Raw genomic sequence first — 25,220 nt, 5'->3', positions numbered from 1 at the left:
CCGCTCATATTTGGACACTCGATCCGCGCACCAGCGGATGCGATTGCGAGTATAAGCGAACCCAAAAGGGGCGGACCCTGATTGGTCTCACCTAGCGCCGTTCGCGTCGGCTCGCCGCCACCTTCTGACGCGCTGCCCATTTGATCGCGGCGAGAGCATCGTCAATCCTGAACGGCGCTACGCCAGCGAGTGCAGGGAAGTGCAACCGGGCAAAAATTTCTGCCAACTCGTCGGCGTCGCGGTCCTTCGCATAGCGTTTCCCGCTCTGCGTCTTGCCGCGCTCATGCCCGGCTAATTGCGTCATCACGCGCTCAGGCAGCTCAAGCCGATCAAGCGCTGTAACGAACGTATGCCGGAACGAGTGGAACGTCTTCATCCCGTTGCGCTCGATACCGAGCCTCTTGCCGAGAAAGCGCTCGTTAAACCACGATCCGGCGGGCTTGCCGTAGCCCTTCACCGGGTCTCGCTTCAGCTCTGGAAACAGACGGGTATGACCTGCACGCCTCAGCCGCTCGACATACTCGGGCAAGCCGAGACGCACCAGCTCTGCATGGAGCGGCACGACGCGAACGGCGTTGACCGTCTTTAGTGACTTGTCGGACACGTCCTCCACCTTGTCACCGTCAAGGTTGAAGTCCACAAACCAAACCCCCTTCTCGGACTGCCGTATGTCGTCTAGGTAGAGTTGTGACAGCTCATTGATACGCCCGCCGGTCAACAGGCCCAAGAGCGGCAGCCAGTAGTAGTGCGGTCGCCAGTGCGTGGAGCCGTCCGCTCTAACGGTTCCCGCGCCACGCACAAACCAGTCCTGTGAAAAGATGCGCTCCAGCTCGTCAGGCGCGAACTGCTGCCGGTCGTCCTGTGCGCGCGAACCCGTGCCAACACTACGCCCGCGCTTGTAGCTCGATGCCGGATTGAAGTGCATCAAGCCCGCCTTGACGCCGTAGCCGAGAATCTGGCTAACGTTCCCGACGTGCCGTTTCACCGTCTCCTCATTCTTGCGTTTCAGCCCGTCGCGCTTGGCGAGTTCTATCAGTTCGTGGAGGGTTTTGGTCTCTCCGGTCTCGCTACGATACTTGCGCCGTGCGTCGTGGATGTCTGTCGGCAGTAGAGCCAGCAGGCGCGCGAACTCCAGCACGGTCTCTTTCTCGATGTCGCCCAGCGCTGGATCGCCCATCAAGTCCTTGAACAGACCGGCTTCGGTTGTCATGCGGCGGGTCTGTTCTTCTTTCCAGCTCCGGTCCTGCTTGTAAAGCTCGAACAGGTCTGAAAAGCGCTTGGAGCCCTGCCGCGCCGTGATTGCATCGTGGATGATGGGCGTTGCTATGCTTGGCGTCACAGCGGGGCTTGCTGGCGGCGCGGGCGGCATCGTCGTGGCAGGTCGCACGGCGGCGCTCGCTGGCGGCATAGCTGAGGCAAGGCGAGCACGCACTTGTGCGACGGCGGCTTTCGTCGTGACGCACTCAGCCAGCGACACTTCCAGCTCGTCATCCAGAATGACGGCGGCGCGCTCACCGAGCCGCAAAACCGACTCTACGGACCTCTCACCTACGACGAACCGGCCAAGCGTCGCACGGTTATCGAGGAACCGCACCATGCCGGAATGGATCGACCGGACGCCTTTGGCCTCAACGTCATTCAGGATAAGTCCGCCGTCATAGTCGCGCTCGATCTCGTTCAAGTCAGGAACCGACCAACAGGGGAGACCTTGAACGTGCGCATACACCTGCGCCCGGTCATTGAGCAGTTCGCCAGCGAGTGCGCCGGGTGAGATGCCGATAGCGTCCGCCGCCGCCGTGACGGAAATCATCCCGTCGCCAGCAATCAGTGGGCTTTCGTTCCTGAGTTTTTCCGCGTCCATCGCCTGAAAGTGTTTGCGCCAGTGAAGCTGGATTCTAAGCGCCTCAGTCTTCGCAACCGCCAGACTTCGGACGCCGGTAGACGTGTGTATTTCCGTCCTACCGATGGACTTGCGCAACCGCTTAGGGACAACAAGACGGACAGCGTAGATGCCGCTAGGACGGCGATACAGGCAGGACACACCCTGCATGACGGACCACCACTGTAGTAGTCTCGCGGAGTGTTCGTGCTGTCAGGACCGTAACCGGAAGAAAATCAACAGGTTAGGTTTGAGGTGGAGCGGGCGATGGGAATCGAACCCACGTCATCAGCTTGGGAAGCTGAGGTAATGGCCATTATACGACGCCCGCAGAACGCGTAATTCTACAGGGTTTGGCGACCGTGTTGCAAGCGAGGCATTTTGGCCATGTGCAAACGCACTGCGCGTTCCCCGATGGCGGCCCCATTCCAACCCGGCGATTCCGCGAACGGAGCGGGGCTGTCACGGGGGGCGGCACCAGAGATAGCGTCAGGGGCGCTCACGTGAATCCGTTCAACGTCGAGCGCAACCCGTCCGCGTCACGCCCGCCAGCCCGCCGGTGTCGAAATTAGACGAGTCGGTGTCGGAAGCATGCAAGCCCCGATGTTGCTTTCGAACTAACGTGACAGACCTCTTACCCGATCGTTTGTCTGGAGCCGACATGTCCGATTTCATCACCGTCCTGCGCGAAACCTGCCCGACCCCGGTCCTTGACGCGACCAAGTGGAAGCGCATCGGCGGCGATCCGCACACCGTGAACCTCAACGCGTACCTCTCGAAGGATGGCAGCAAGATCATGGGCACCTGGATCTGCACGCCGGGCAAGTTCGAGGTGAACTACGAGAAATGGGAATACTGCCACTTCCTCGACGGCTACTGCATCATCACGCCGGAAGGCGAGGAGGCGGTGCATTTGAAGGCCGGCGACGTGTTCGTGATCGAACCCGGCATGAAAGGAACGTGGGAAGTCGTGGAGACGGCGCGCAAGTACTTCGTGTTCGCCTGAGCGGCCTTACAGGTCCAGCTGGCGCATATCGCCGCGGTCCGGATATCCTCGCGGTCCGCGGCGTTTCTCGTCCCGGCCCTTGCATGCGGCAAGGGCGGCACGGGCCGCGCACGCATCAAACGATGCGACGATTTCACCGCTTTCCCGTACCCGTGAACCGGGAGTTCAGCCCCGATGGCAAGCCGGCCACACCGACTCAATAAAACTCGTGGCGATTCGGGAACAGCTCGCCCAGTGAGGTGGCCGGCTGCGCCGGGTCCGATAGTTCACTCAATGCCCTGGGTGTCTGACGCTCGCGATACGCGCTCGGCGACATCCCGTACGCCCGCCGAAACTCGCGCCCCAGATGTGACGCATCGGCAAAGCCGCAGCCCGCCGCGATCTCGGAAATGTTCTTGTCCAGATGCATCAGCATCCACGCAGCCGTACGAATCCGGATCGCCCGATAGCAGGCGGCCGGCCCGCTGCCCGTCGCTTCCCTGAACAGGCGTTCGAGTTGCCGCGCCGAAAGATCCAGCCTGCGCGCCAGCTCGTCGATCGTAATCGAGTGGCTGATGTGTTGCTCCATGAGCAGGATCGCGCGTTTCACCTTCGGATGCGCGTTGGGCGCGACACCGGGCGGATGCGGTTGCGGCGCGCTGACCGTCTTGCGTCCGTCGACCAGCAGGATGCGAAGCGCCTTGTAGACGATCGACGGCTCGATGTGCCGGACCAGGATCGCGGCGGCGACATCGATCGACGCCCGCCCGCCGGAGCAGGTCACGCGTCGGCCGTCCAGCACATAGAGGCGGTCGGACACGACGAGGTTCGCATCGACGGACGGGAACCGCTCGATGAAGTCCCAGTAGTGAAACCAGCTGATGCAGATGCGATGCCCGGCCATCACACCCGCGCGCGCGAGCGCGAACGCGCCGGTGCAGATGCCGACCAGCATCGAGCCCGCCGACGCAGCCGCACGAATGAATTCCAGCGTGGCCGCGTCGAGTTCCGAGCGGGCATGCAGCAGCCCGCCGACGACGACCACGTAGTCGAATGCCTGATTCGAGCTCAACGATTCCCACGCGGGAATCTGAATGCCGCAACTTGCGCGAACGGGGGAGTCCATGTCTCCCAGGATCGTCCATGACAATCGGACCGGCCGGCTGTTGTCGCCTTCATCGGCCGCGAGCCGCAGCACGTCGATCATGCCGGAGAACGCCGTCAGCGTGAAATTCGGCAACAGGATGAAGCCGAACCGGATACGCGTCGGTTTGTCGGATTCCGGCGGGCTTGCAACGGGCGTTGGATGAGTCATGACGATGCACTGATCGGGTAACTGCTGACGCAGAAGCGGAACAAGGCGCCAGCGCGATTCCAGCTGAATCGCAGAGGCCGGCCAACACGGGGCGCGGACTTCGACCCGGGGTTCCGCGTACCCCGGGAACGACGCGGCCCGGACGTCATCGTCCGGGCCGCGCCGAAAAAATCATCGTTGCGCCATGGGTGTCGGCGAAGCGCGCGACGCACACTCGACCGACGCGCAGGCAGCGGTTTCCCGCGTCTGCATTCACCCTCGGGCCAGTCTTCAGGCCGACGATACGTCGCGACGGCCGAGGTTCGATTGCGCGTCTCGGCTATGCTGGTTCAGCCGCGCGGCAATCGTCACGATCTCGGTGCCGACGAACGAGAACATCGTCATCGGCATGCCCGCGATCGACCGCATCGTGACGTTGCTTAAGGCCTGTTGCCAGACTCGTGTGACCACCGTTCATGTCATCCTCCAATCCATATTTCTATTGTCTGGCCTGCGTTCCTATGAACTGCGCTTTTCCAGGATGGCGACGCGGCGCGTCGGAACGCTGTTGCCAGCCTGGCGACATGTATCTTGTCGGCACAAAACCGCGCGATCTAGAAAATATCCGACCGCCATCAATAACAAATGCGACGCACTTTTGGTCGACGACGACATCTTGCGTGACCGCGGGCCCTGGCGGGCAAACGACGGGGTAAAGGCAAATCGACGCGCACCCGGATATCTGCGCTCTGCGGCCTTTGCCGAATCCGCGAGTCGGTGGCGTGGATGCATGCGCGGCCGGCGCGTCGACTCGCTGCGGCGGCGGTTGGCGGCCGATGCAGGTCGAGCATGCGCTGGAAGGGAAGAGAGCGACCGGACTTCGCTCCGGAACGTCAGTCGTTCCGCAACGATGCGCGAGGCGTGCGGTTCACGACGCGTACGACGCTCACGAGAGCGGGGCAGCCGGAAGGCCGCGTCGGCCGGCGTCGTGGAATACGCGCTCGCGTGCCGCCTGGATAGCGTTGACTCGCAGCGTCAGTGCGTGTCGGCGAAGAGCGGTTGCTTGCCGTGATTGCCGTCGATGATTTCTTCCGCATAGCGGATGGAAGCCCGGCGCGCTTCACCTGCCGAATCGAACGGTGCGTTGTCGAGCAGCCGGAACGTCTCGCTGCGGGCCAATGTGTCGGCGGTGTCGCGCAGGCAAATCTTTACGGCTGCGTCGAAGCCGCCGTCGTAGTTGTGCGCGTTGCCGTTGGTGGCCGTAACGTGCGGGTAGATCAGCGGATAGATTTCGAAGCCGCGATAGAGATGCATGCTCATGACGAACTCCTCGGTTCGGCCGTGACGAATCGCGCGGACGAACGCATCCGACCGGTATCGCCGCTGCGCGGCGCGACAGGTGGGGGGTGAAGGGGCAACAGTGCGTGCGGATGAAGGCGCGACGCTGCAAGGGGGCAAACGGCGGGGCGAGCGGTGGGTGCAATGACACATGCTCGGACGAATTCATCATACGCGCTTCGTATCGGATGTCCATCGGGATGTCGATCGCATCCGCGGTCGTGTCGGCGCCGCGCATCGAACGGCTTCGATGAACTCTCCCGCGCGCCGCGCACGATGAAAATCGGATCCGGACGCCATTGACGTGCGATGCGATTCGGACGACGTCGAACGAGCGCCACGACGCCACGACGCCACGACGCCACGAAATCGCGCCGGCCGCACGTCTGCGAGAGATCGCGCAAGCGCCTATGATGCAGCGATCCGCTCGCCGCGCCGGCCGCATTGCGTGGACGGCATGCGACAGCCGAACGTTTTCCCGGAACCCCGACCATGCGCATCACCGACATCCGCGAGCAAGCGATCCCGGTTTCCCGCTATGCCGATCCGGCGATTCCGTCGGGCGGCCTGACGACGAGCGTCGTCGCGGTCGTCACCGATGTCGTGCGCGATGGTCGCCCGGTGACAGGGTACGGCTATGCATCGGTCGGCCGCTACGCGCAGGGCGGGCTGATCCGCGAACGATTCGCGCCGCGCCTGCTGAACGCCGCGGACGCGCTTGCCGACGAGGCCGGCACGAACCTCGATCCGTTTCGCGCATGGCGCGCGATGATGACGGGCGAAAAGCCCGGCGGACACGGCGAGCGATGCGTGGCGGTCGGCACGCTCGACATGGCGATCTGGGATGCCGCCGCGAAGATCGCGGGCCTGCCGCTGCATTGCTTTCTCGCAGATCGGCTCGCGCGCACGTCGACGCCGCGTGTGCGCGTCTACGCAGGCGGCGGCTATCGCTATCCGCACGACGATCTCGCGCGCCTGACCGACGAGATGCGCCGCATCGCCGATCTCGGCTACACGCACGCGAAGATCAAGATCGGCGGCGCGGATCCCGATCGCGACCGGCGACGTATCGAAGCCGCTGCCGGCTGTCTTGCCGACAGCGCGCATCTCGCGGTCGATGCGATGAACACGTACGACGCGGCAAGCGGCCGCGCGGCCGCCGCGATGCTGGCGCCGTTCGGTCTCTGGTGGTTCGAGGACATCTGCGATCCGCTGGACTTGCCGCTTCATGCAGGCCTGACCGCGCAATACGCGCCGCCCGTCGCGGCCGGCGAAGCGTTGTTCTCGCTTGCGGAAGCGAAGCTGCTCGAGCGCTACGGCGGCTTGCGCAAGGAGCGCGATTTCCTCGTGTTCGATCCGGTTCATTGCTACGGGCTGCCGGGTTACCTGCAGATCGTCGACCACTTCGTGTCGAACGGCTGGCAGCGCGATGCGTTCTGGCCGCACGGCGGCCACCTGTTCTCGTTGCAGGTGGTGGCCGCGCTCGGGCTCGGCGGTGCGGAAGTCAATCCGTTCTCGTTTCATCCGTTCAGCGGACTCGCTCACGGCGAAACGGTCGACGCCGGGTATGCGCATGCGCCGCAGGTGCCGGGTATCGGCTTCGAGCTGCATGCGCACGCGTATCGCGCGTTTCGCGCGGTGGCGGGCGGCTGAGCGGCATGGCCGGTTTCAACGCGCGTCGATCGCGAAGCGCACGGCAAAGCCGAGCATCATCACCGCGACGAACAGGTCGAGCACGCGCCACGCCAGCACGCGGGCGAATCACGCGCGGCAGGTGCGCGCGCCGTACGCGAGCATCAGGAACCACGCGAGCGATGCCGTCCTCGCGCCGAGCTCGATCAGCAGCGCGCCACTGCCCGCGCAGACGAGCGAAATGGAGAGCAGATGGGAGCGCGAAATCGAGCGCTCGATGACGAAGGCGTCCTTGGGGCCGACCGACGTGAACAGGCCGGCGCCAAGCAGCAGACCTTCCAGGAAGGCAGAGGTGTCGAGCACGAGCGGGCCGACAACCTCTTGAGCTGAACCGGTGATGGTTACGATGCGACCAACATCAAGGGGCGGCGGGGGGCGTTGTCAATGTTCGGCGCACCATGCCGCACGGCGCGCGCACGGTTCGCTCGCCCACCGCCCACCGCCCACCGTCTACCGCGCATGCCATCAGCCGGCGGCGGCGTCGCCGAGATTGAGCGCGACGAGGGCGCAGACGGTCAACGCGATGCCGACGAGCTTCAGCGACGATACCGACTCATCGAAGCAGACGATGCCGATGACGGCGGTGGCCGCCGTGCTGGCGGCGGCCCAGCTCGCATAGGCGAGCCCCATTTCGAGGCGCTTCGTCGCGAGCGCCATTAGCCAGACGGCACTTGCATAGCAGACTATCGTGATGGCGGACGGTAGCGGGCGGGACAGGCCGGCGGAGAATTTCAGGCCGACGGAGCCGAGTACTTCGGCGACAACGCTGATACCCAGCAGAAGCCAGGCGGACTGGAACGGGGACACGAACGGACTCCTTCCCCCGACGCTTATACCGAGCGGCGAGGAGAAGAGCAGGTGTCAGCGGTACCCAGGATGAAAGGAGCTTAGTGCGTGCGGCAGCGTTGCGCAAGGCACGGGCGATGCGCGATGTGCGTCGCGGGTCACACGTGCCCGGCGTTTCCTGCCGCCCATTCCGGCCGGCGCCCGAGCGTGTCGAACAGCGCGACGATCTCCGCCTTCACCTTCTGCACCGCATTGCTGACGAGCGCCGTGTCGTGCCAGCACAGCGACAGGTCGCGCACGAACAGCCGGTGCGCGACCGTCGACAGCTTGAGCTTGCGTTCCTCGATCTCGACATGCGCGGCCGTCCACGGCAGGATCGTCACACCGAGCTGCGCCATCACGGCTGCGAACAGGAGCCCGGTCGAACTCGCCTCGAAACCGATCTGGTACGACAGCCCGGCTTCGCGCATCGCCCAGTCGACGCGGTTGCGGATCGTGTTCGGTGCGCTCGGCAGCACGAGCGGCAGCCGAGCGATCGCGTCGAGCGGAACGGGATCGTCCGGCACCGGAAAACCGGGCCACGTGATCAGGTACAGCGTTTCGGTCAGCAGCCGGTGAATCGCGATGCCGCGCGTGTCGACCGCATCGACGACGATCGCGAGGTCGAGCCGCGCGCGTTCGAGCAGCGTGTCGAGATCGGCGCTCGGTGCCTCGATCAATTCCAGCATGATCCCCGGATAGCGCTCGCGCACGGCGCGCGCGAGCGGGATCGCCAGCACGCGCGCGGTGCTCGACGGCATCCCGACCGTCACGCGGCCCTGCGGCGTATCGGCGTCGCGGCGCAGCAGCTCGCGCGTGCCGTCGGCCTGGCGCAGCAGTTCGAGCGCATGCCGGTACAGCGTGCGGCCCGCGGCAGTCGGCGCGACGCCGCGCACGCTGCGCTCGAGCAGCTGCATCCCGAGATCCTGCTCGAGATTGCGCATCTGCTGGCTGACCGCCGGTTGTGCGACGTGCAGCGCCTCGCTCGCATGCGTGACGTTGCCGCATTCGACGACCTTCACGAAATAGCGCAATTGCCTCAGGTCCATTGTCGCCGCCTCCCGATTCGAGCCATAAGCCAATCCGATCGAGCAAGATGAATATCATATTTTTCGACGATCGCTGACATTTCTATACTCGTCTCACAAAAGAGTCCGCAGACCGGCCATCCCGGACCGGACGCGGCACCGGAGCCGGCTGGGCCGGCAAGGAGACGAAGATGTTCAAGGCGATCGACGCGCCGGCGGCCGGCGCGAAGCCGCGGCGCACGCCGCTCACGCGCGAGCAGGTCAAGGGCTTCTGGGCCGTGTACGCGGGCTGGGTGCTCGACGGCGTGGACTCGGTGATCTATGCGCTCGTGCTGATTCCCGCACTGACCGAACTGCTGCCGGCGTCCGGCATCGCGGCGACGCCCGCGAATCTCGGGATGTACGGCTCGATCCTGTTCGCGTTGTTTCTGATCGGCTGGGGACTGTCGTTCATCTGGGGGCCGCTCGCCGACCGCTTCGGCCGCGTGCGCACGCTCGCCGCGAGCATCCTGATCTATTCGGTGTTCACCGGTGCAGCTGCGTTCGTGCACGACGTATGGGTGCTGGCCGCGTGCCGGCTGATCGCCGGGATCGGCGTCGGCGGCGAATGGGCGCTCGCGGGCACCTACGTCGCCGAGAGCTGGCCGGAGGATCGCCGCAAGATGGGCGCCGGCTACCTGCAGACGGGCTACTACTTCGGTTTCTTCATCGCGGCTTGCCTGAACTACACGATCGGCGCGACCTATGGCTGGCGCGCGATGTTCCTGTGCGGGCTCGCGCCCGCGCTGCTCGCGGTCTTCACCGTGATGCGCGTGAAGGAGCCGGGGCAGTGGCGCCGGCACGACGTGCGCGACGGCGACGCGACGCACGCGAAGCGCGTGCACCCGCTGCGCGAGATCTTCGCGCCGGCGTTCCTGCGCCGCACGTTGACGAGCGCGAGTCTGGTCGGCGTCGCGATCGTCGGGCTGTGGGCCGGTTCGGTTTACGAGGCGAGCGCGGTCAGCGCGCTTGCGGCGCGCGCCGGCATCGACCATATCGGCGCGATGCGGCTCGCATCGGTCGGCGCGGCGATCCTGTCGTGCACGACGATCGTCGGCTGCCTCGTCGCGCCGTGGCTTGCGGAACGGGTCGGCCGGCGCACCGCGCTCGGCGTGTATTTCGCGGGCATGGCCGCGGCGATCGTGTTCGCGTTCGGCTGGGCGTTCTATCAGCCGAACGGGCTCGGTGCATTCATGGTTTCGCTCGCGTTCCTCGGCTTCTTCGGCGGCAATTTCGCGATCTTCTCGTTGTGGCTTCCGGAGCAGTATCCGACCCGCGTACGGGCGACCGCATTCGCGTTCAACGCATCGGTCGGCCGCTTCATCGGCGCCGGCGTGAACTTCGTGCTCGGCGCAGCGATTCACGGCTACGGTTCGCTCGGCGTACCGGTCGCGTGGACCGCGGCCGTGTTCGGCCTCGGCATCCTGATCCTGCCGTTCGCCATCGAAACGCGTCACCAGCCACTACCGGAATGAACGGCTGGCCGGCATCGTCCGGCTGTCAGCAACATCTCGTCATCAATATCAGGAGTCCGCAATGCAGGCATTACAAGGAATCAGGGTCGTCGATCTGAGTCGCGCGCTGTCGGGGCCGTTCTGCTCGATGGTGCTCGCCGATCTCGGCGCCGACGTGGTCAAGGTCGAGTCGGGTCCGAACGGCGACATGAGCCGCGCATGGGGGCCGTTCGATCGCGGTGTGAGCACGTACTACCTGTCCTGCAATCGCAACAAGCGCGGCATCTGCGTGGATTTCCGGCAGCCGGCCGGCATCGATGTCGTGCGCCGGCTGATCGCGCAGGCCGACGTCGTGATCGAGAACTTCAAGGCCGGCACGATGGACGCGATGGGGCTCGGCTACGACGCGCTGAGCGCGCGCGATCCGCGGCTCGTGATGGGCAGCGTGACCGCGTTCGGTCCGCGTGGCCCGCTGCGCGACTGGCCGGGTTTCGACCAGATCGCGCAGGGTTACGCGGGGCTGATGAGCCTCACCGGCTTTCCAGACGGCGAACCGACCCGCACGGGTACCGCGATCGGGGATCTCAGCTCGGGGATGTGGGTCGCGACGGGCGTCATCGCCGCGCTGTACGAGCGCGAGCGAACCGGGCGCGGACAGCACGTCGGCACGTCGCTGCTCGAAAGCCTCGTTGCGCTGCTGAGCGTGCACGGACAGCGCTACCTGAGCCTCGGCGACGTACCGCGCCGCACCGGCAACGCGCATGCGGTGATCGCGCCGTATGGCGTGTTCGAGACGGCCGACGGGCCGCTGAACCTCGCGCCGATCACGACCGACATGTGGCTGCGGCTGTGCCAGTTGCTCGAACTGTCCGAATTGCCGAACGATCCGCGCTTCGCGACCAACGATGCGCGCGTCGCGAACCGCGATGCGTTGAAGGTGTTGCTGGAGAGCCGGTTGCGTACGCGCGGCAAGCGCGAATGGACGCAGCGTTTCGTCGAGGCAGGGCTGCCGGCCGGGCCGATTCATACGCTCGACGAGGTGTTCGCCGATCCGCAGCTCGCGCATTGCGGGCTCGTCGAACCGGTCGCGCATCCGACGCTCGGGACGGTGCGTCAGGTCGTGACGCCGCTCGGCGCGATGGGCGACACCGGGCCGGCGCCGCGCACGCGCCATGCGCCGCCGCTGCTCGGCGAGCATACGGTCGACGTGTTGCGCGAAGCCGGCTACGACGACGATGCGATCGATGCGTTGCGGGGCGAGCGCGCGATTTTCCAGGCCGAAGCCGCAGCGGAGGCCGTGCAATGACGGACGTGACGAAACAGGCGGCGCCGTCGGGCGTGACGGTCGACATGATCGGCGAGCGCATCGCGCGCGTGCGGTTTTCCAATCCCGCGCGGCGCCATGCGCTCGACGCACCGCTGCTCGATCGGCTCGTGACGTGCATCGATGCGCTCGCCGCGCAACATCCGGCGCCGATCGTGATTCTGTCGAACGACGGCAACGGCGACGTGTGGAGCGCAGGCCACGACCTTCGCGAACTCGCCGACGACCGCGATCCGCTTGCCTACGGCAAGCCGCTCGAACGTGCGCTGCGGCGGATCCGGACCTATCCGGGCGCGGTCGTCGCAGCGGTCGCGGGCTCCGCATGGGGCGGGGCGGTCGATCTCGTGATGAGCTGCGACCTCGTCATCGCGGAGCGCGGTGCGCGTTTCGCGATGACGCCCGCGAACATCGGCCTGCCGTATTCGACGAGCGGCCTGCTGCGCTTTTACGACAACCTGCCGATTCACGTCCTGAAGGAGATGTTTTTTTGCGCGCAGCCGCTCGATGCCGAGCGCGCCGCCCATCACGGGCTCGTGAACCGGCTCGCGGAAGCCGGCGGCGTGGACGACGTTGCGCTCGATATCGCCCGCACGATTGCCGCGAAGGCGCCGCTCGCGGTGCACGCGGTGAAGGAGCAGTTGCGCGTGCTGCAGGACGCGCGGCCGATGCCGGTGGACGCATTCGAACGGATTGCCGAGTTGCGCCGGCAGGCGTGCGACGGTGCGGATTTCGATGAAGGGTTACGCGCGTTCGCGGAGCGGCGTGCGCCGGTGTTTCGCGGCATCTAGGTCACGGGCGGAGAAGGAGCGTTGCGTCATTGCTCGCATGCCGATGCTCGGCCTCTTTCGGTCAGCCGAGCGCGTGTACGCCGATCAGCAGCAACGCGCCGAGGACGATCAGCAGCAGTGCGTGAAGGCGCGTGACCATCACGCACACCGTCGACGCAACCGCGATCGCCCGCGCGGGCCAGCCGCCATCGAGCGCCTGCAGCAGCACCCAGACCGACGCGAGGATCATGCCGGCTGCAACCGGGCGCAGGCCGGTTTCGAGTGCGATCTGCCAGCGCGCGCCCTGATGCCGTCGCCACAGGTGCGCGACGCCGTAGATCAGGAACGCGGTCGGCCCGAACAGCGCGAGCGTCGCGATCACTGCGCCCCAGAAGCCCGCGACCTGCCAGCCGATCAGCGTCGCGAGCAGCGAGCCGGGGCCCGGCGCCATCCGCGCGATCGCGAAGTCGTTCACGAACTGCGTTGCCGTCATCCAGTGATGGACGTCGACGACCTGGCGCTGGATGTCGGCGATGATCGCCTGCCCGCCGCCGATCGTCGCGATCGACAGCGGCGCGAACACGCCGAAGAGGGCGGCGTAGCGCGACATCGCATTCATCGGTCGTCGCGCCCCGCGGAGGAAGGCGCCGCGCGGCGGTATTCGAGCGCAACGCTCAGCGTGCCGCCGATCAGTACGGTCCACACGAGCGGCCAGTGCAGCACGGCCACCGACACGAAGGTGAGCGTCATCACCGCGAACGGCAGCACGTGACGCGGCAGCCGGCGCACCGCGGTGATCGCCATCGAGATCGACAGCCCGATCGCCGCGGCGGCTGCGCCGGCAAGCGCGACATGCGTGAGCGTAAAGCGCGTGAGGGTCGAGAACGCGATGCCGAACAGCACGATCAGCACGGCCGGCGGCGCGATGATGCCGGTGAAGCCGGCCACCGCGCCGCGCCATCCGGCCAGCCGGTAGCCGATCCAGATCGCGAGGTTCTTTACGTTGACGCCCGGCAGCGCCTGCGACAGCGCAAGCCCGTTGAGGAACGCTTCCTCGTCGATCCAGCGCCGCTCGTCCACGAAGTCACGCATCATGCGCCCGCTCAGCCCGCCGCCGAAGCTGGTCAGGCCGATCTGCGCGAATGCGATGAACAGCGCGAGGACGCCGGGCGACGGCGGATCGCCGTCGGGCGGCGCGGGCGGAGTCGGGGTGGCGGGCGGAAGCATCGGACGGACTGGCGTGACGGTTGGGCAGTCGCCCATGGTAGCAAGCGGTGCCTGTCAGCACGCTGACATCGGCGCCGCGAGGATGTCGGCGCAACGATCGGGGGGCGGGGCCGTCGACGCGGCCGTGTCGACGGCGCGAGTCCGTTATCGGCGCAAGCAGGCAGGCGCTAGGCGCGCACGACCGTCACGCCGGCGGCCTCGATCGGCTCGGTCAGCGCCGCGTCGGTTTCCCGTTCGACCACGACGGTCTGCGCGAGCGCAAGCTCGCCGATCACGAACTGCGATGCTGCACGCAGTTTGGATTGCGAGGCCAGCACGACCGTCTCGCCCGCGCGCTCGGCGAGCGCACGCTTGATCGCCGCTTCCTCGAAATCGCCGGTGCTCAGCCCCGCGACCGGATGAACGCCGGTGACACCCATGAAATACAGGTCCGCGTGGATGCGCGCGATGCCTTCCATCGCCGCGGCGCCGACCGACACGATCGAATGCTTGTACAGCCGGCCGCCGATCAGGATCACGTCGATCGACGGGTGCGCGGCCAGCGCGACGGCTACGCTCGGGCTGTGCGTGACGATCGTCGCGCGCAGGTCGGGCGGCAACTGACTGACGAGCAGCGCCGACGTCGTGCCGCCGTCGACGATCGCGACCTGCCCGGGCGAGATCATCTGCGCGGCCCGGCGCGCGATGCGCCGCTTTTCCTCCGGTTCGAGCGCCTCGCGCTGCGCGAACGGCGCGACGGCCGGCGACGCCGGCAGCGCACCGCCGTGCACGCGCTGCAGCAGGCCTTCGGCTGCCAGCTCGCGCAGGTCGCGGCGGATCGTGTCTTCGGACACGCCGAATTGCACGCTCAGTTCGGTGGCCAGCACCTGGCCGTCGCGCGCGAGCGCATCGAGGATCGCCTTTTTGCGTTGGGTCGTCAGCATCGGGGTTGCACGAAAATTCTTGAAATTGCACGAATATGCACGTTACCATGCGGTCCGTCTCTTGTCGAATGGGAGGCCGCCATGGCCGCAACGCGGGACCGCGTCCGCATCGTCGATACGACGGTGCTGTCCGATGACTGGTATGTGCTGAAGAAGGTGACGTTCGATTTCCTGCGCCGCGACGGCACGTGGCAGCGTCTGAGCCGCGAAACCTACGATCGCGGCAACGGCGCGACCATCCTGCTGCGCAACGCCGCGACGGGTGACGTGCTGCTCACGCGGCAGTTCCGGATGCCGGCGTTCGTCAACGGGCACGACGGGATGCTGCTCGAAGCCGCCGCCGGCCTGCTCGACAATGCGACGCCCGACGCGCGCATTCGCGCGGAAGCCGAAGAGGAAACCGGCTATCGCGTGCGCGGCGTGCGCAAGGTGTTCGAGGCGTTCATGAGCCCGGGTTCGGTCACGGAGAAGCTGCACTTCTTCGTCGGCGAATACGATGCGTCGTTGCGCACGGGCGACGGGGGCGGCATCGCGGAGGAGGGCGAGGATCTCGAGGTCGTCGAGATGCCGCTGCAAGCGGCGCTGGATGCCGTCGAGCGCGGCGAGATCGTCGACGCGAAGACGATCATGCTGCTGCAGTACGTCGCGCTGCGGGAGTCCGCGGGCGGGCGCGCCACGACCGCGTGACGAAGCCTCGGCACGATGCCCGAACGGGCGTATGATCGCGCGACGCCATTCGCGCGCCCGTTCGACGCTACCGCAGCTCCCTCATGCCGCCTTCCGATTCCACCCGTTCCATTGCTTCCACCGACGGCAGCGCCGCCACGCAATTGCCTGCGGAATGCGTCGCGTCAGCCGTCCACGCGCTCGCGCGCGCCGAGGCACTGCTCGTGACGGCCGGAGCTGGCATCGGCGTCGATTCCGGACTGCCGGACTTCCGCGGCACGGACGGCTTCTGGCGTGCGTATCCGGCGCTGCGTCACGAGCGTTTCGAGTTTCACGAGATCGCGTCGCCGCAGGCGTTCCGCGCACATCCGCAACTCGCGTGGGGATTCTACGGGCATCGTCTCGGCCTTTACCGGGACACCGTGCCGCACGCGGGCTTCGCGATCCTGCGGCGCTGGATGGATGCGATGCCCAATGGTGGCTTCGTGTTGACGAGCAACGTCGACGGTCAGTTCCAGAAGGCCGGTTTCGATCCGGCGCGAATCGTCGAAATCCACGGTTCGATTCATGCGATGCAGTGCCTGCGCCCGTGCTCGGACGACACGTGGAGCGCAGCGCCATTTACGCCGGACGTCGACACGGCCACGTGCCGGCTGGTCGGCGAGCTGCCGCGCTGCCCGCGTTGCGGCGGCCTTGCCCGGCCGAACATCCTGATGTTCGGCGACCGGGGCTGGCTCGGCGCCCACCATGAAGTACAGGAGCGCGCGCTCGATCGCTGGGTCGCGCAGGCGGGGCGGGTGGCCGTCGTCGAGATCGGCGCGGGCACCGCGATTCCGACGGTGCGCATGCTGAGCGAACGCCTCGGCGCCGACGTGATCCGGATCAACGCACGCGAGGCCCATGCGCGCCGCGCGGACGTGATCGGGCTGGAGGGCGGCGCGCTCGCGACGCTCGCCGCGCTCGACGCGGCCTGGCAGCGCGAATGAGCTGGCCCGCGACGCAACCTGGCGGGCGCGCTTGCGCGCGTCGTCGTTGCAGGCGCGCCGCGAATCCGCATACAGTTCAGCCAGTGCCAGCCGTGCGTGCGCCGTGCGCGCCCGGAAACCGGCATGGCCCCGGGCGACCGGGGCCGGCGGCGGAACCCAGCCGCATGACCGACCGGGAGCGTCCGTGTTCTATTCGATCGTCGCGATCTTCGTCGGCGCCGGGCTCGGCGCGTTGCTGCGCTGGTTTCTGAGCCTTGCGCTCAACGCGTTCTTTCCTGCCGTGCCGCTCGGCACGCTCGCCGCGAACCTGATCGGCGGCTACGTGATCGGCGTCGCTGCCGTCGTTTTCACGACCCGCGTCGGGCTGCCGCCCGAGTGGCGGCTGTTCGTGATCACGGGTTTCCTCGGCGGGCTCACGACGTTCTCGACCTATTCGGTCGAAGTGATGACGCACGCGGTGCAGGGCGAATTCGGATGGGCGTTTGCGGTGGCTGCCCTACACTTGACTGGATCGTTCACGCTGACGGCGCTCGGCATGTGGACCGCGCGTGCGTGGTTCGCGGCCGCCTGAGCGCGCCGGCATCGGAGGAGGCGATGGACAGGGTCTTCTTGCGCTTCTACGTGCATGAGCACCATCGGTTGCACTGGAAGCCGCTGTGGGAATATTTGCTCGAGGAAGCGAACCGGATGGGTGTCGCGGGCGGTTCCGCGTTTCGTGCGATGGCCGGCTTCGGCCGGCATCGCGTGCTGCACGAAGACCGTTTTTTCGAACTGCAGGGGTCACTCGCGATCGAGGTCGAATTCATCGTCACTGAAGACGAAGCGCAGCAGTTGATCGAGCGGTTGTCGCGGGAGAAGGTGCGCGTGTGCTACGCGGTGATTCCGGCACGCTTCGGCGTGATCGACACGCTCGACGCGCCGCCGGCGCAGGGGCCGGCGACGTAATCCGTCTCAGATGCCGAACATCGTCAGCGACACGGCGGCGCGCGTGACGATCATCAGCAGCACCTGCACGATCACGAACAGCAGGATCGGCGACAGGTCGATGCCGCCGAGGTTCGGGATGACGCGGCGCAGCGGGTTCAGGAACGGTGCGGTGAGCTGATAGAGGATCGGCATCGCCGGCGAGCGCGGATTGAGCCACGACAGCAGCGCCATCAGGATCGTCATCCAGATCACGAGATTGAGCGCCCACTTCACGACGGTGAGCAGTGCGACCACGACGAGCGTCGCGATCACCGAGGCCGGATCGAAGCCGGCCATCAGGACCATCAGCACCACGTACACGATCGCGGTGAGCAGCGCGGCGACGACGCTCGCCCAGTCGATGCCGCGCACGCCCGCGATCACGCGGCGCAGCGGCAGCACGAGCCAGTTGGTCGCCTGCAGCACGGCCTGCGTGACGGGGTTGTACGGCGGGACGCGGACGGCCTGCATCCAGACGCGCAGGATCAGCGCGGCGCCGAACAGCGTGAAGATGGTATTGAGCAGAAAACGGGCGATCTCGCCGAACATCGTTGGCATCCTTTTTATACAGTCGAGTAGCGTGCTGCCGCCAACGCCGGATGGCGGCGCATCGGCCGACACCTTATCACGCCTCGTCTCGGGACGGGGAGGGGTGCCCGGTCGTGCGCGCGAGCGACGTTTCGACGGCTTCGGCGAGCGCCGGCAGCGAGGCCGGCGGCGCGGCGCGCTTCGCCGCGAGCGCGACCGCGCGGCGGGTCATCAGCGCATACAGCGCCGCATGATCGCCGCCGCGCGCCTCGAGCAGCGCGAGCTGGCGCTCGACGATGCCCGTGTCGCCGCGCGAGACGGGGCCGGCGAGTGCATCCGCGAGGCCCTTGTCGCGTGCGGTCTCGATCGTGCCGGCGAGCATCGGCAGCAGCGCGCGCAGCGCGGCCTGTTCGTCGAAGCCGACGCCGCGCCATAGCTCGACCGCTTCCGACAGCCCGCACAGCGCGAAGCTCGCCGCATAGTGCGCGGCCGCGTGATAGAGCATCCGGCCGCCGGCCGGAATCGACAGCGGATGGCAGCCGAGTGCGGCAGCAAGTCGCATCAGCGTTGCGTGCAGCGCGCCGTCGGCTTCGATCGTGACCGAACAGCCATCGATGCGGGCGAGATCGGCGTCCGTGCCGCCGAACAGGTAGAGCGGATGGAAGCCGCCGGTGGCCGCGCCTTGCCGTTTCGCCGGATCGAGCAGGTCGACCGCCGATGCGCCGCTGCAGTGGACGAGCGCCTGGCCGGCCGCGCGCGACGCGTCGAAATGCAGCGCCGCGGCGGTCGACGCCAGATGGTCGTCGGGAACGGTCAGGAAGATCAGGTCGGTGGCGTCGACGACCTGCTGCGGCGTGTCGACTGCCTGGCAGCCGTCGATATCCGCGGCGAGCACCGCAGCCGGTCCGGCCGTGCGGCTCGCGATCGCGACGACCGGAAAGCCTGCTTGCGCGAAACGTCGCGCGACGCAGCGCGCGAGGCGGCCGGCGCCGATGAAACCGAGGCGGGGTGTGTCGGGGAGAGACATGGCGGGTCAGCAAGAAGAAACGGGGCAGCCGCCAGTATCGCAGGAATGGTGAGGTGGTCACGAAAGACGCTTCGGGGCCGGCGCGCGGCGATCGAGGCCGACGCGCACGAGGCGTTCCGGTGCGGTTCGCACGCCGGTAGCGCGGCTGAATGTGAAGACCCTTTCATCCGGCCCCGAATCGTGTGGAGTCCGTGTCCCCCTTGAATTGTCGGCGTCTTGTCTCAAATTTGTAATCGTTCATTACTGAAGCGCTCCCGCCACACGCATCGGTTCCGGTAAGACTGACCGTCCGGCGTGTCGCGATCTTGCCGGTCGGACGGAATCGCGCGACCGGCAAGGGTTGCAGCGGATGTGCGGGTCCGCGCCGCAGCGCCGATGCGACCGCGTGCAATTGCAATTTGCAACAAATGCGCGACACGCGAGGGGCGGGTTTTCGCTACATTGCATCCATGCGACGTGCATGCCCGCCGTTGCCGACAGGAGCGCATAAATGACCGCTCCAGCAGGAGAATCGAAGTGAAAAAGCTCATTCCGTTCATTGCCGCCGCCGCGCTGGGCCTGGGTGCCGCAAGCGCCGCGCAGGCCCACGTGTCGATCGGGGTCGGCATCGGTATCCCGGTCGCACCCGCTTATCCGGTGTACGCACCGCCGCCGCCGGTGTATTACGCGCCGCCGCCTCCGCCTGTCTATTACGCACCGGCACCGGCCTACTATCCGCCGCCCGCGGTCGTGGTCGGCGGCTACTACGGCCATCCGTACTGGCGTCACGGCTGGGGCCACCACGGCTACTGGCGTCGTTGACGTGTCCCGCGCGGCCTGAGCGGCGCGACAAAACGGCGCAACGTCCTGCGAGGACGTTGCGCCGTTTTTCATTGGGCCGCGGACCGGCGGTCGGCCGGGGCAGCGCATTCAGACCGGGTTCACACCGCGTGGGCGATCAGGTCGCGATAACCGCCGACGATCACGCTGTACGAGAAATACGCGAACAGCAATGCCGACGCGACGTGGCACGCGCGCATCAGCCCCGCGCCCGCGCGCTTGCGGCCCTGGCTCGCGAGCGTGCACATGAAGAGCGTCCACGCGAGACCGCCGAGGAAGAAGCCGGACAGGAATACCGACGCCGTCGCCGGCGTGGTCGCACCCGCTTTCGCGATCAGCGCGCCGCCGACCGCCGCGAACCACAGGATCGCGCTCGGCGACGACATCGCGAGCAGCATGCCGCGCATGAAGCTGCGCCGGGCGCTGGCGCGCGGCTGCGGCGCGTCGTCCGCATCGCCGTCGTTGGCTGCGCCAGCCGGCGCGAGCGCTTCGCGCGCCATCTTCCACGTGAGGAACAGCAGCACCGCGCCGCCGCCGATCCACACGATCCAGCGCACCGCCTCGAACTGCAGCAGCACGGCCATCCCGGCGAGCGCGAGCGCCGCATAGACGAGATCGCCGACGCACGAGCCGACGCCGAGCCAGAAGCCCGGCCGGAAGCCGTGCGACAGGGTCAGCGACAGCATCGCGACGTTGACGAGACCGATGTCGAGACACAGCGACAGCGACAGGAAAAAACCGTCGGACAGCATCGAGGCGGGGGGGAAGCTCATCGTCGTTCTTGTTGAGGCGTTCAATGCGCGGGGCGGCGAGCGCCGGCCCGCGGGCTTACAGTCCGATCTCTTGCCAGAGCCGGTCGACGCGCGCCTTCACGGCTGCGTCCATCTCGATCGGGCGGCCCCATTCGCGGTTCGTCTCGCCGGGCCACTTGTTGGTCGCGTCGAGCCCCATCTTCGAGCCGAGGCCCGCGACGGGCGACGCGAAGTCGAGATAGTCGATCGGCGTGCTGTCGACCATCACGGTGTCGCGCACCGGGTCGACACGCGTCGTGATCGCCCAGATCACTTCGTTCCAGTCGCGGATATTCACGTCCTCGTCGACCACCACGATGAACTTCGTATACATGAATTGCCGCAGGAAGCTCCACACGCCGAACATCACGCGCTTCGCGTGGCCTGCGTAGCTCTTCTTCATCTGGACGATGGCCATCCGGTAGCTGCAGCCTTCCGGTGGCAGGTAGAAGTCGGTGATCTCCGCGAACTGCTTCTGCAGCAGCGGCACGAACACCTCATTGAGCGCGACGCCGAGCACGGCCGGCTCGTCGGGTGGCTTGCCCGTATAGGTCGAGTGATAGATCGCGTCGCGGCGCATCGTGATGCGCTCGACGGTGAACACGGGAAACCACTCCTGCTCGTTGTAATAGCCGGTGTGGTCGCCGTATGGGCCTTCGAGCGCGTGCTCGTACGCGGCGGACGCGTTGCCGGCCGGGCGCGGCGGCGCGCCGGCCGGGGCAGGGGCGGGCGTGCCTTCCTGTGGATGGATGAAGCCTTCGAGCACGATCTCCGCGCGTGCGGGCACCTGCAGCGTGTCGACGCCGGGCGTCAGGCACTTCGCGAGCTCGGTGCGGCTGCCGCGCAGCAGGCCGGCGAACTGATACTCGGACAGCGAATCGGGCACGGGCGTCACGGCGCCCAGCGTCGTGGCCGGATCCGCGCCGAGCACGACCGCGACTGGATACGGCTTGCCCGGGTTCTTCAGCGCGAATTCGCGGAAGTCGAGCGCGCCGCCGCGATGCGCGAGCCAGCGCATGATCAGCTTGTTTCGGCCGATCAGCTGCTGGCGGTAGATGCCGAGGTTCTGGCGGGACTTGTTCGGTCCGCGCGTGACGGTGAGCCCCCACGTGACGAGCGGCCCCGCATCGCCCGGCCAGCAGGTCTGGATCGGCAGCTTGTTCAGGTCGACGTCGGCGCCTTCCCAGACGATCTCCTGGCACGGCGGCGACGACACCGATTTCGGCGCCATGTCCCATACCGCCTTCGCGAGCGACAGCAGCTTGCCGGCGTCCTTCAGGCTCTTGGGCGGATCCGGCTCCTTCAGTGCGGACAGCAGTCGCCCGAGATCGCGCAGCGAGCCCAGCGCGGCATCGTCGCCCGCATCGACGCCCATCCCGAGTGCGACGCGGCGCGGCGTGCCGAACAGGTTGCCGAGCACCGGAAATGCGTTTCCGGGCGGCGCGTTGAACAGTAGCGCCGGGCCACCGGCGCGCAGTACGCGGTCGCACAGCTCGGTCATTTCGAGCACGGGCGACACGGGTTGCGTGACGCGCCGCAGTTCTCCGAGTGCCTCGAGGCGCTGGATGAAATCGCGTAAGTCTTTGTATTTCATGAAGAAGGTCCGGGCCACCCGCATGACGGGCAGCGATGGGCGGGCGCAGCGGCCGGCTGCGGCCCCGAATCGACCGATGATTTTACCCGGGGCGCCGCGCACACGCCCGGCGGAGAAAAAAGTTGACCGCGCGCAAAGCCGCCACGGCAGGGGGACTGACGTTCTGAAGGGCGATTCAAAATTACTTTTTGTTATAATTTTGAGGTTTTATAGTGTTGACGATCTATAAAACCCTGCTAGAATCCGCTCACATTGGTTGCAGGGTAAAAGGCTTCGAGCCGCCAATCACCGATCTTTGACGCAGCGCGTCACCGTCCGCCGAAACCTGCACGGCGTATCGACGGCCTTGAGTTGTAGTCCCAGCCAGCGCCACCAGACGCTGGTTTTTTGCGTGAGTGCCATCGCGTATGCCCGCCTCGCCCATTGTGCGAAGGTGCCGGCCCTCTTATACCGTGGCCTCGAACGGTCTTATACCGTTTCTCCGATGCCTGCACGTCCCAACCAAGGCGTGCGGCGTCGTGATTCCGCGGCGCGTATTCTGTCTCGCCACCGAGCTGAGCGAGCCGCACGAGTCATGTTCATGGGAGATGATCTGAATGAACGCTTGGTTATCGTGGCGTCCCAGTGAGCAGCATGCGCAGTTCGTGCGCGGTGTGCTGCGTCGCGGGACGCGTGTCAGTCACCATCTATTCAGCGTCGTCGGCTGTTTCGCTGTCGCGGTTGCGCTTGCCCTGTGGCTGCTGCCGACCGTACGCGGTTCGCTCGCGGCGAAGCTGATGCCGGTCGTATCCGCGGCCGTGCAGGCCGGTCCGGCCCGTCTGCTGACCGGCCATCCGCTGCCGAACTTCGCGCCCGCCGGCGCACAGCCGCAGCAGGACGATCCGCCCGAAACGGATGCGCTTGCCGTCGGCCTCGACGTCGCACCGGAACCCGCCGCGCAGAACGATGCGTCCGATCCGGCCCGCAATGGCCCGTCGCCCGTCGCGCTCGCGAAGCTGATTCCGGCCCAGCGGGTGCCGGTCGATGCGCGCGACGATCGTGCGCTCGCATCGAACCGCGAACAGGCACTCGTCGCAACCTACCTGTCGCGCCGTTATCGCGTCGCCCAGGAGCCGCTCGGCCAGCTCGTCAAGGCTGCGTTCCAGACCGGTCACGACGTCGGCCTCGATCCGTTGTTGCTGCTGTCCGTGATGGCGATCGAATCGGGCTTCAACCCGTACGCGGAGAGCGGCGTCGGCGCACAAGGCCTGATGCAGGTGATGTCGAAGGTCCATTCCGACAAGTTCGAATATTTCGGCGGTACCGACACCGCCCTGCAACCGCTCGCGAATCTGCAGGTCGGCGCGCTCGTGCTGAAGGACTGCATCGCACGCGGCGGCTCGCTCGCGACTGGCCTGCGTCTGTACAACGGTTCTACGAACCCGGACGACACCGCATACGGCGCGAAGGTCATGGCCGAGCGCGGTCGCCTGCGCGACGTCGCGCACGGCCGCAGCGTGCCGATCAATGCGCCGCAGGCGCCGGCCCAGACGTCAAAGCCGATCGTGACCGCGGCCGTGACGGCAGCGGCAGGCGGCGCGAAGCGCGTGCATGCGACGCTCGACAGCGCCCAGCCGCTCGCCGTGAAGGGCACCGTTGTCCCGAAGGGCACGTCGCAGCAGGACGACGCCAGCGTCGACACCGTGAAGCAGGCGCACGGTGACCATTCGGAGCTGGGTGCGTAACGCCAGGCAGTTCCGGCTGGACGACCCAAGGAAAAAGGCACCCGAATCGGGTGCCTTTTCTTTTTTACGCGTGTCGCAGCAGGGTGTGCCAGCCGCGACGGCCGGACCCCGGCCTTGCGTCAGCGCTGACCGAACAGCGTCGCGAGCCGCTCGACGGCCTCTTCGAGGCGCGAGTATGCGGTCGCATAGGACAGCCGGATATAGTCGCGCGGCGCATGCACGCCGAAATCCATGCCAGGGACCAGCACGACGCCCGCGTCGTGCAGCATCGCCTGCGTGAGCGCCGCGCTGTCGCCGGCCGCCGGGTGGGCGACGCCGCAGCAGTTCGCATACACGTAGAACGCGCCGTCCGGCATCACGGGCACCGTGAAGCCGAGCCGTTCCAGCGCCGGCGCGATGAAGTCGCGGCGACGCTTGAATTCGAGCCGGCGCGCCTCGTAGATCTCTAGCGTCGACGGTTCAAAGCAGGCGAGCGCCGCGTGCTGTGCGAGTGAGGAAGGGCAGATGAACAGGTTCTGCGACAGTTTTTCGAAGATGCCGACGAGCGCTGGCGGCACGACCAGCCAGCCGAGCCGCCAGCCGGTCATGCTGAAGTATTTCGAGAAGCTGTTCACGGTGACGACGTCGTCGCCGTACGACAGCGCCGACACGGGCGCCGCGTCGTAGCTTAGCCCCTGGTAGATCTCGTCGACGATCGTGAAGCCGCCGCGCGCGCGCACGGCTTCGACGATCCGCTTCAACTCGTCCGGTTCGAGCGACGTGCCGGTCGGATTCGACGGCGACGCGAGCAGCACGCCGCGCGTGCGGCTGCCCCAGCGCGTGCGGACGTCGTCCGCGGTGAGCTGGAAGCGCGCTTCCGGGCCGCTCGGCACGAGCACCGGACGGCCTTCGGCTGCCGCGACGAAGTGCCGGTTGCACGGATACGACGGGTCGGGCATCAGCACCTCGTCGTCGCGGCCAACGAGCGCGAGGCACGCGAGCAGCAGCGCGGCTGACGCGCCGGCCGTCACGACGATCCGCTCTGGGCTGATCGTGAGGCCGTAGGCGCGCGCATAGTGTGCGGCGATCGCTTCGCGCAGCGGCGCGATGCCGAGCGCGCTCGTGTACTGCGTGACGCCGCGGCGCAGCGCGGCCGCGGCCGCCTCGACGACGGGTTCCGGTGCGGTGAAGTCCGGTTCGCCGATACCCATGTGGATAACATCGCGCCCGGAGGACTCGAGTTGCTGTGCCTCCTTCATCAGTTCCATCACGTAGAAGGGCTGGATCGCGTCGACGCGCGCGGCGAGCGTGATGAGCGAATCGGCGGTGGTATTCATGGGTCGGGCGGGGCGTGGAGCGGGGGGG

26 protein-coding genes and 1 tRNA gene are annotated in these 25,220 nt (G+C 66.9%); 11 read left to right on the top strand and 16 right to left on the bottom strand.

Going from position 1 to position 25,220, the window contains the following annotated elements; all coding sequences use genetic code 11:
• Positions 1 to 91: 91 nt before the first annotated feature.
• Both J7024_RS19280 and J7024_RS19275 read right to left on the bottom strand, forming a co-directional pair.
• On the bottom strand, positions 92 to 2,050 hold the full coding sequence (locus J7024_RS19280; RefSeq protein WP_234745362.1) for a site-specific integrase: 1,959 nt from the start codon (positions 2,048 to 2,050) through the stop codon (positions 92 to 94).
• A gap of 85 nt (positions 2,051 to 2,135) precedes the next feature.
• Positions 2,136 to 2,210, bottom strand: a tRNA-Gly gene (locus J7024_RS19275).
• A gap of 330 nt (positions 2,211 to 2,540) precedes the next feature.
• Between J7024_RS19275 and J7024_RS19270 the strand changes: the two genes are divergently transcribed.
• Complete coding sequence (locus J7024_RS19270; protein ID WP_175761232.1) at positions 2,541 to 2,885, top strand: cupin domain-containing protein; 345 nt, start codon at positions 2,541 to 2,543, stop codon at positions 2,883 to 2,885.
• Between the two features lie 196 nt (positions 2,886 to 3,081).
• Here J7024_RS19270 and J7024_RS19265 read toward each other — a convergent pair whose 3' ends face one another.
• From J7024_RS19265 to J7024_RS19255, 3 genes are all read right to left on the bottom strand, one after another.
• Positions 3,082 to 4,179 carry a GlxA family transcriptional regulator gene (locus J7024_RS19265; protein ID WP_124828024.1) on the bottom strand — a complete coding sequence of 366 codons (1,098 nt, stop codon included), beginning with the start codon at positions 4,177 to 4,179 and terminating at the stop codon, positions 3,082 to 3,084.
• Between the two features lie 270 nt (positions 4,180 to 4,449).
• Positions 4,450 to 4,587 (bottom strand): hypothetical protein, encoded by a 138-nt coding sequence (locus J7024_RS19260; protein ID WP_175752281.1) that lies wholly within the window; start codon positions 4,585 to 4,587, stop codon positions 4,450 to 4,452.
• A gap of 606 nt (positions 4,588 to 5,193) precedes the next feature.
• Positions 5,194 to 5,478 (bottom strand): hypothetical protein, encoded by a 285-nt coding sequence (locus J7024_RS19255; protein ID WP_124828023.1) that lies wholly within the window; start codon positions 5,476 to 5,478, stop codon positions 5,194 to 5,196.
• A gap of 510 nt (positions 5,479 to 5,988) precedes the next feature.
• Here J7024_RS19255 and J7024_RS19250 point away from each other — a divergent pair.
• Positions 5,989 to 7,149, top strand: a complete 1,161-nt coding sequence (locus J7024_RS19250; protein WP_124828022.1) for an enolase C-terminal domain-like protein — start codon at positions 5,989 to 5,991, stop codon at positions 7,147 to 7,149.
• 108 nt (positions 7,150 to 7,257) lie between these two features.
• On the opposite strand, the gene J7024_RS19245 is transcribed toward J7024_RS19250, so the two are convergent.
• The 3 genes from J7024_RS19245 to J7024_RS19235 form a co-directional block, all read right to left on the bottom strand.
• Complete coding sequence (locus J7024_RS19245; RefSeq protein ID WP_233409952.1) at positions 7,258 to 7,491, bottom strand: hypothetical protein; 234 nt, start codon at positions 7,489 to 7,491, stop codon at positions 7,258 to 7,260.
• A 162-nt stretch (positions 7,492 to 7,653) separates the two neighbouring features.
• Positions 7,654 to 7,995 carry a DMT family transporter gene (locus tag J7024_RS19240; protein ID WP_124828021.1) on the bottom strand — a complete coding sequence of 114 codons (342 nt, stop codon included), beginning with the start codon at positions 7,993 to 7,995 and terminating at the stop codon, positions 7,654 to 7,656.
• A gap of 137 nt (positions 7,996 to 8,132) precedes the next feature.
• The gene (locus J7024_RS19235) at positions 8,133 to 9,062 is read right to left on the bottom strand and encodes a LysR substrate-binding domain-containing protein (protein WP_124828020.1); all 930 of its coding nucleotides are present in this window, start codon (positions 9,060 to 9,062) and stop codon (positions 8,133 to 8,135) included.
• Positions 9,063 to 9,232: 170 nt separating this feature from the next.
• On the opposite strand from J7024_RS19235, the gene J7024_RS19230 reads away from it, so the two are divergent.
• The 3 genes from J7024_RS19230 (at position 9,233) to scpB (ending at position 12,646) form a co-directional block, all read left to right on the top strand.
• On the top strand, positions 9,233 to 10,555 hold the full coding sequence (locus tag J7024_RS19230) for an MFS transporter (protein ID WP_124828019.1): 1,323 nt from the start codon (positions 9,233 to 9,235) through the stop codon (positions 10,553 to 10,555).
• A gap of 61 nt (positions 10,556 to 10,616) precedes the next feature.
• The gene (locus J7024_RS19225; protein WP_124828018.1) at positions 10,617 to 11,840 is read left to right on the top strand and encodes a CaiB/BaiF CoA transferase family protein; all 1,224 of its coding nucleotides are present in this window, start codon (positions 10,617 to 10,619) and stop codon (positions 11,838 to 11,840) included.
• The gene (gene scpB, locus J7024_RS19220; RefSeq protein WP_175761230.1) at positions 11,837 to 12,646 is read left to right on the top strand and encodes a methylmalonyl-CoA decarboxylase; all 810 of its coding nucleotides are present in this window, start codon (positions 11,837 to 11,839) and stop codon (positions 12,644 to 12,646) included. The genes J7024_RS19225 and scpB overlap by 4 nt, the downstream gene beginning before the upstream one ends.
• Positions 12,647 to 12,707: 61 nt before the next feature.
• Here scpB and J7024_RS19215 read toward each other — a convergent pair whose 3' ends face one another.
• From J7024_RS19215 to J7024_RS19205, 3 genes are all read right to left on the bottom strand, one after another.
• Positions 12,708 to 13,244: a chromate transporter gene (locus tag J7024_RS19215; protein WP_124828016.1), complete on the bottom strand. Its 537-nt coding sequence runs from the start codon at positions 13,242 to 13,244 to the stop codon at positions 12,708 to 12,710.
• Positions 13,241 to 13,852, bottom strand: coding sequence for a chromate transporter (locus J7024_RS19210; RefSeq protein WP_124828015.1), 612 nt, complete (start codon positions 13,850 to 13,852; stop codon positions 13,241 to 13,243). The genes J7024_RS19215 and J7024_RS19210 overlap by 4 nt, the downstream gene beginning before the upstream one ends.
• Positions 13,853 to 14,019: 167 nt before the next feature.
• On the bottom strand, positions 14,020 to 14,775 hold the full coding sequence (locus J7024_RS19205; RefSeq protein WP_124828014.1) for a DeoR/GlpR family DNA-binding transcription regulator: 756 nt from the start codon (positions 14,773 to 14,775) through the stop codon (positions 14,020 to 14,022).
• 81 nt (positions 14,776 to 14,856) lie between these two features.
• On the opposite strand from J7024_RS19205, the gene J7024_RS19200 reads away from it, so the two are divergent.
• From J7024_RS19200 to J7024_RS19185, 4 genes are all read left to right on the top strand, one after another.
• Positions 14,857 to 15,462: an NUDIX domain-containing protein gene (locus J7024_RS19200; RefSeq protein ID WP_124828013.1), complete on the top strand. Its 606-nt coding sequence runs from the start codon at positions 14,857 to 14,859 to the stop codon at positions 15,460 to 15,462.
• 83 nt (positions 15,463 to 15,545) lie between these two features.
• A complete protein-coding gene (locus J7024_RS19195) occupies positions 15,546 to 16,427 on the top strand; it encodes an SIR2 family NAD-dependent protein deacylase (protein WP_124828012.1) in 882 nt (293 codons plus the stop codon).
• Positions 16,428 to 16,611: 184 nt separating this feature from the next.
• Positions 16,612 to 16,998: a fluoride efflux transporter CrcB gene (crcB, locus tag J7024_RS19190; RefSeq protein WP_096503549.1), complete on the top strand. Its 387-nt coding sequence runs from the start codon at positions 16,612 to 16,614 to the stop codon at positions 16,996 to 16,998.
• A gap of 23 nt (positions 16,999 to 17,021) precedes the next feature.
• Positions 17,022 to 17,372 carry a DUF190 domain-containing protein gene (locus J7024_RS19185; RefSeq protein WP_124828011.1) on the top strand — a complete coding sequence of 117 codons (351 nt, stop codon included), beginning with the start codon at positions 17,022 to 17,024 and terminating at the stop codon, positions 17,370 to 17,372.
• 6 nt (positions 17,373 to 17,378) lie between these two features.
• Here the strand turns inward: J7024_RS19185 and J7024_RS19180 are convergent, their stop codons facing one another.
• The gene (locus J7024_RS19180) at positions 17,379 to 17,942 is read right to left on the bottom strand and encodes a YggT family protein (RefSeq protein WP_124828010.1); all 564 of its coding nucleotides are present in this window, start codon (positions 17,940 to 17,942) and stop codon (positions 17,379 to 17,381) included.
• Between the two features lie 76 nt (positions 17,943 to 18,018).
• On the bottom strand, positions 18,019 to 18,948 hold the full coding sequence (locus tag J7024_RS19175; RefSeq protein ID WP_124828009.1) for a Rossmann-like and DUF2520 domain-containing protein: 930 nt from the start codon (positions 18,946 to 18,948) through the stop codon (positions 18,019 to 18,021).
• Positions 18,949 to 19,464: 516 nt separating this feature from the next.
• Here J7024_RS19175 and J7024_RS19170 point away from each other — a divergent pair.
• Complete coding sequence (locus tag J7024_RS19170) at positions 19,465 to 19,749, top strand: hypothetical protein (RefSeq protein WP_124828008.1); 285 nt, start codon at positions 19,465 to 19,467, stop codon at positions 19,747 to 19,749.
• Positions 19,750 to 19,868: 119 nt separating this feature from the next.
• On the opposite strand, the gene J7024_RS19165 is transcribed toward J7024_RS19170, so the two are convergent.
• Both J7024_RS19165 and J7024_RS19160 read right to left on the bottom strand, forming a co-directional pair.
• Complete coding sequence (locus tag J7024_RS19165) at positions 19,869 to 20,540, bottom strand: LysE family translocator (protein ID WP_124828007.1); 672 nt, start codon at positions 20,538 to 20,540, stop codon at positions 19,869 to 19,871.
• Positions 20,541 to 20,595: 55 nt separating this feature from the next.
• On the bottom strand, positions 20,596 to 22,152 hold the full coding sequence (locus J7024_RS19160) for a UbiD family decarboxylase (RefSeq protein ID WP_098549496.1): 1,557 nt from the start codon (positions 22,150 to 22,152) through the stop codon (positions 20,596 to 20,598).
• A 596-nt stretch (positions 22,153 to 22,748) separates the two neighbouring features.
• Here J7024_RS19160 and J7024_RS19155 point away from each other — a divergent pair.
• Positions 22,749 to 23,876 (top strand): lytic transglycosylase domain-containing protein, encoded by a 1,128-nt coding sequence (locus J7024_RS19155; RefSeq protein ID WP_124828006.1) that lies wholly within the window; start codon positions 22,749 to 22,751, stop codon positions 23,874 to 23,876.
• Between the two features lie 119 nt (positions 23,877 to 23,995).
• Here the strand turns inward: J7024_RS19155 and J7024_RS19150 are convergent, their stop codons facing one another.
• Positions 23,996 to 25,192, bottom strand: coding sequence for a pyridoxal phosphate-dependent aminotransferase (locus J7024_RS19150; RefSeq protein ID WP_124828005.1), 1,197 nt, complete (start codon positions 25,190 to 25,192; stop codon positions 23,996 to 23,998).
• Positions 25,193 to 25,220 lie beyond the last annotated feature (28 nt).

Origin of the sequence: Burkholderia sp. WTPI3 (assembly GCF_021483755.1) — a bacterium.
GTDB lineage: Bacteria > Pseudomonadota > Gammaproteobacteria > Burkholderiales > Burkholderiaceae > Burkholderia.
The sequence above is the reverse complement of the archived record's forward strand: the minus strand, read 5'-3'. Positions and strand labels throughout refer to the sequence as shown.

What these genes read in the sequence shown, in the direction of transcription:
- J7024_RS19280 (WP_234745362.1), bottom strand. Translation starts at nt 2,050, where the DNA reads ATGCAGGGTGTGTCCTGCCTGTATCGCCGTCCTAGCGGCATCTACGCT.
- J7024_RS19270 (WP_175761232.1), top strand. Translation starts at nt 2,541, where the DNA reads ATGTCCGATTTCATCACCGTCCTGCGCGAAACCTGCCCGACCCCGGTC.
- J7024_RS19265 (WP_124828024.1), bottom strand. Translation starts at nt 4,179, where the DNA reads ATGACTCATCCAACGCCCGTTGCAAGCCCGCCGGAATCCGACAAACCG.
- J7024_RS19260 (WP_175752281.1), bottom strand. Translation starts at nt 4,587, where the DNA reads ATGCGGTCGATCGCGGGCATGCCGATGACGATGTTCTCGTTCGTCGGC.
- J7024_RS19255 (WP_124828023.1), bottom strand. Translation starts at nt 5,478, where the DNA reads ATGAGCATGCATCTCTATCGCGGCTTCGAAATCTATCCGCTGATCTAC.
- J7024_RS19250 (WP_124828022.1), top strand. Translation starts at nt 5,989, where the DNA reads ATGCGCATCACCGACATCCGCGAGCAAGCGATCCCGGTTTCCCGCTAT.
- J7024_RS19235 (WP_124828020.1), bottom strand. Translation starts at nt 9,062, where the DNA reads ATGGACCTGAGGCAATTGCGCTATTTCGTGAAGGTCGTCGAATGCGGC.
- J7024_RS19230 (WP_124828019.1), top strand. Translation starts at nt 9,233, where the DNA reads ATGTTCAAGGCGATCGACGCGCCGGCGGCCGGCGCGAAGCCGCGGCGC.
- J7024_RS19225 (WP_124828018.1), top strand. Translation starts at nt 10,617, where the DNA reads ATGCAGGCATTACAAGGAATCAGGGTCGTCGATCTGAGTCGCGCGCTG.
- scpB (WP_175761230.1), top strand. Translation starts at nt 11,837, where the DNA reads ATGACGGACGTGACGAAACAGGCGGCGCCGTCGGGCGTGACGGTCGAC.
- J7024_RS19215 (WP_124828016.1), bottom strand. Translation starts at nt 13,244, where the DNA reads ATGAATGCGATGTCGCGCTACGCCGCCCTCTTCGGCGTGTTCGCGCCG.
- J7024_RS19210 (WP_124828015.1), bottom strand. Translation starts at nt 13,852, where the DNA reads ATGCTTCCGCCCGCCACCCCGACTCCGCCCGCGCCGCCCGACGGCGAT.
- J7024_RS19205 (WP_124828014.1), bottom strand. Translation starts at nt 14,775, where the DNA reads ATGCTGACGACCCAACGCAAAAAGGCGATCCTCGATGCGCTCGCGCGC.
- J7024_RS19200 (WP_124828013.1), top strand. Translation starts at nt 14,857, where the DNA reads ATGGCCGCAACGCGGGACCGCGTCCGCATCGTCGATACGACGGTGCTG.
- J7024_RS19195 (WP_124828012.1), top strand. Translation starts at nt 15,546, where the DNA reads ATGCCGCCTTCCGATTCCACCCGTTCCATTGCTTCCACCGACGGCAGC.
- J7024_RS19185 (WP_124828011.1), top strand. Translation starts at nt 17,022, where the DNA reads ATGGACAGGGTCTTCTTGCGCTTCTACGTGCATGAGCACCATCGGTTG.
- J7024_RS19180 (WP_124828010.1), bottom strand. Translation starts at nt 17,942, where the DNA reads ATGTTCGGCGAGATCGCCCGTTTTCTGCTCAATACCATCTTCACGCTG.
- J7024_RS19175 (WP_124828009.1), bottom strand. Translation starts at nt 18,948, where the DNA reads ATGTCTCTCCCCGACACACCCCGCCTCGGTTTCATCGGCGCCGGCCGC.
- J7024_RS19165 (WP_124828007.1), bottom strand. Translation starts at nt 20,540, where the DNA reads ATGAGCTTCCCCCCCGCCTCGATGCTGTCCGACGGTTTTTTCCTGTCG.
- J7024_RS19160 (WP_098549496.1), bottom strand. Translation starts at nt 22,152, where the DNA reads ATGAAATACAAAGACTTACGCGATTTCATCCAGCGCCTCGAGGCACTC.
- J7024_RS19155 (WP_124828006.1), top strand. Translation starts at nt 22,749, where the DNA reads ATGAACGCTTGGTTATCGTGGCGTCCCAGTGAGCAGCATGCGCAGTTC.
- J7024_RS19150 (WP_124828005.1), bottom strand. Translation starts at nt 25,192, where the DNA reads ATGAATACCACCGCCGATTCGCTCATCACGCTCGCCGCGCGCGTCGAC.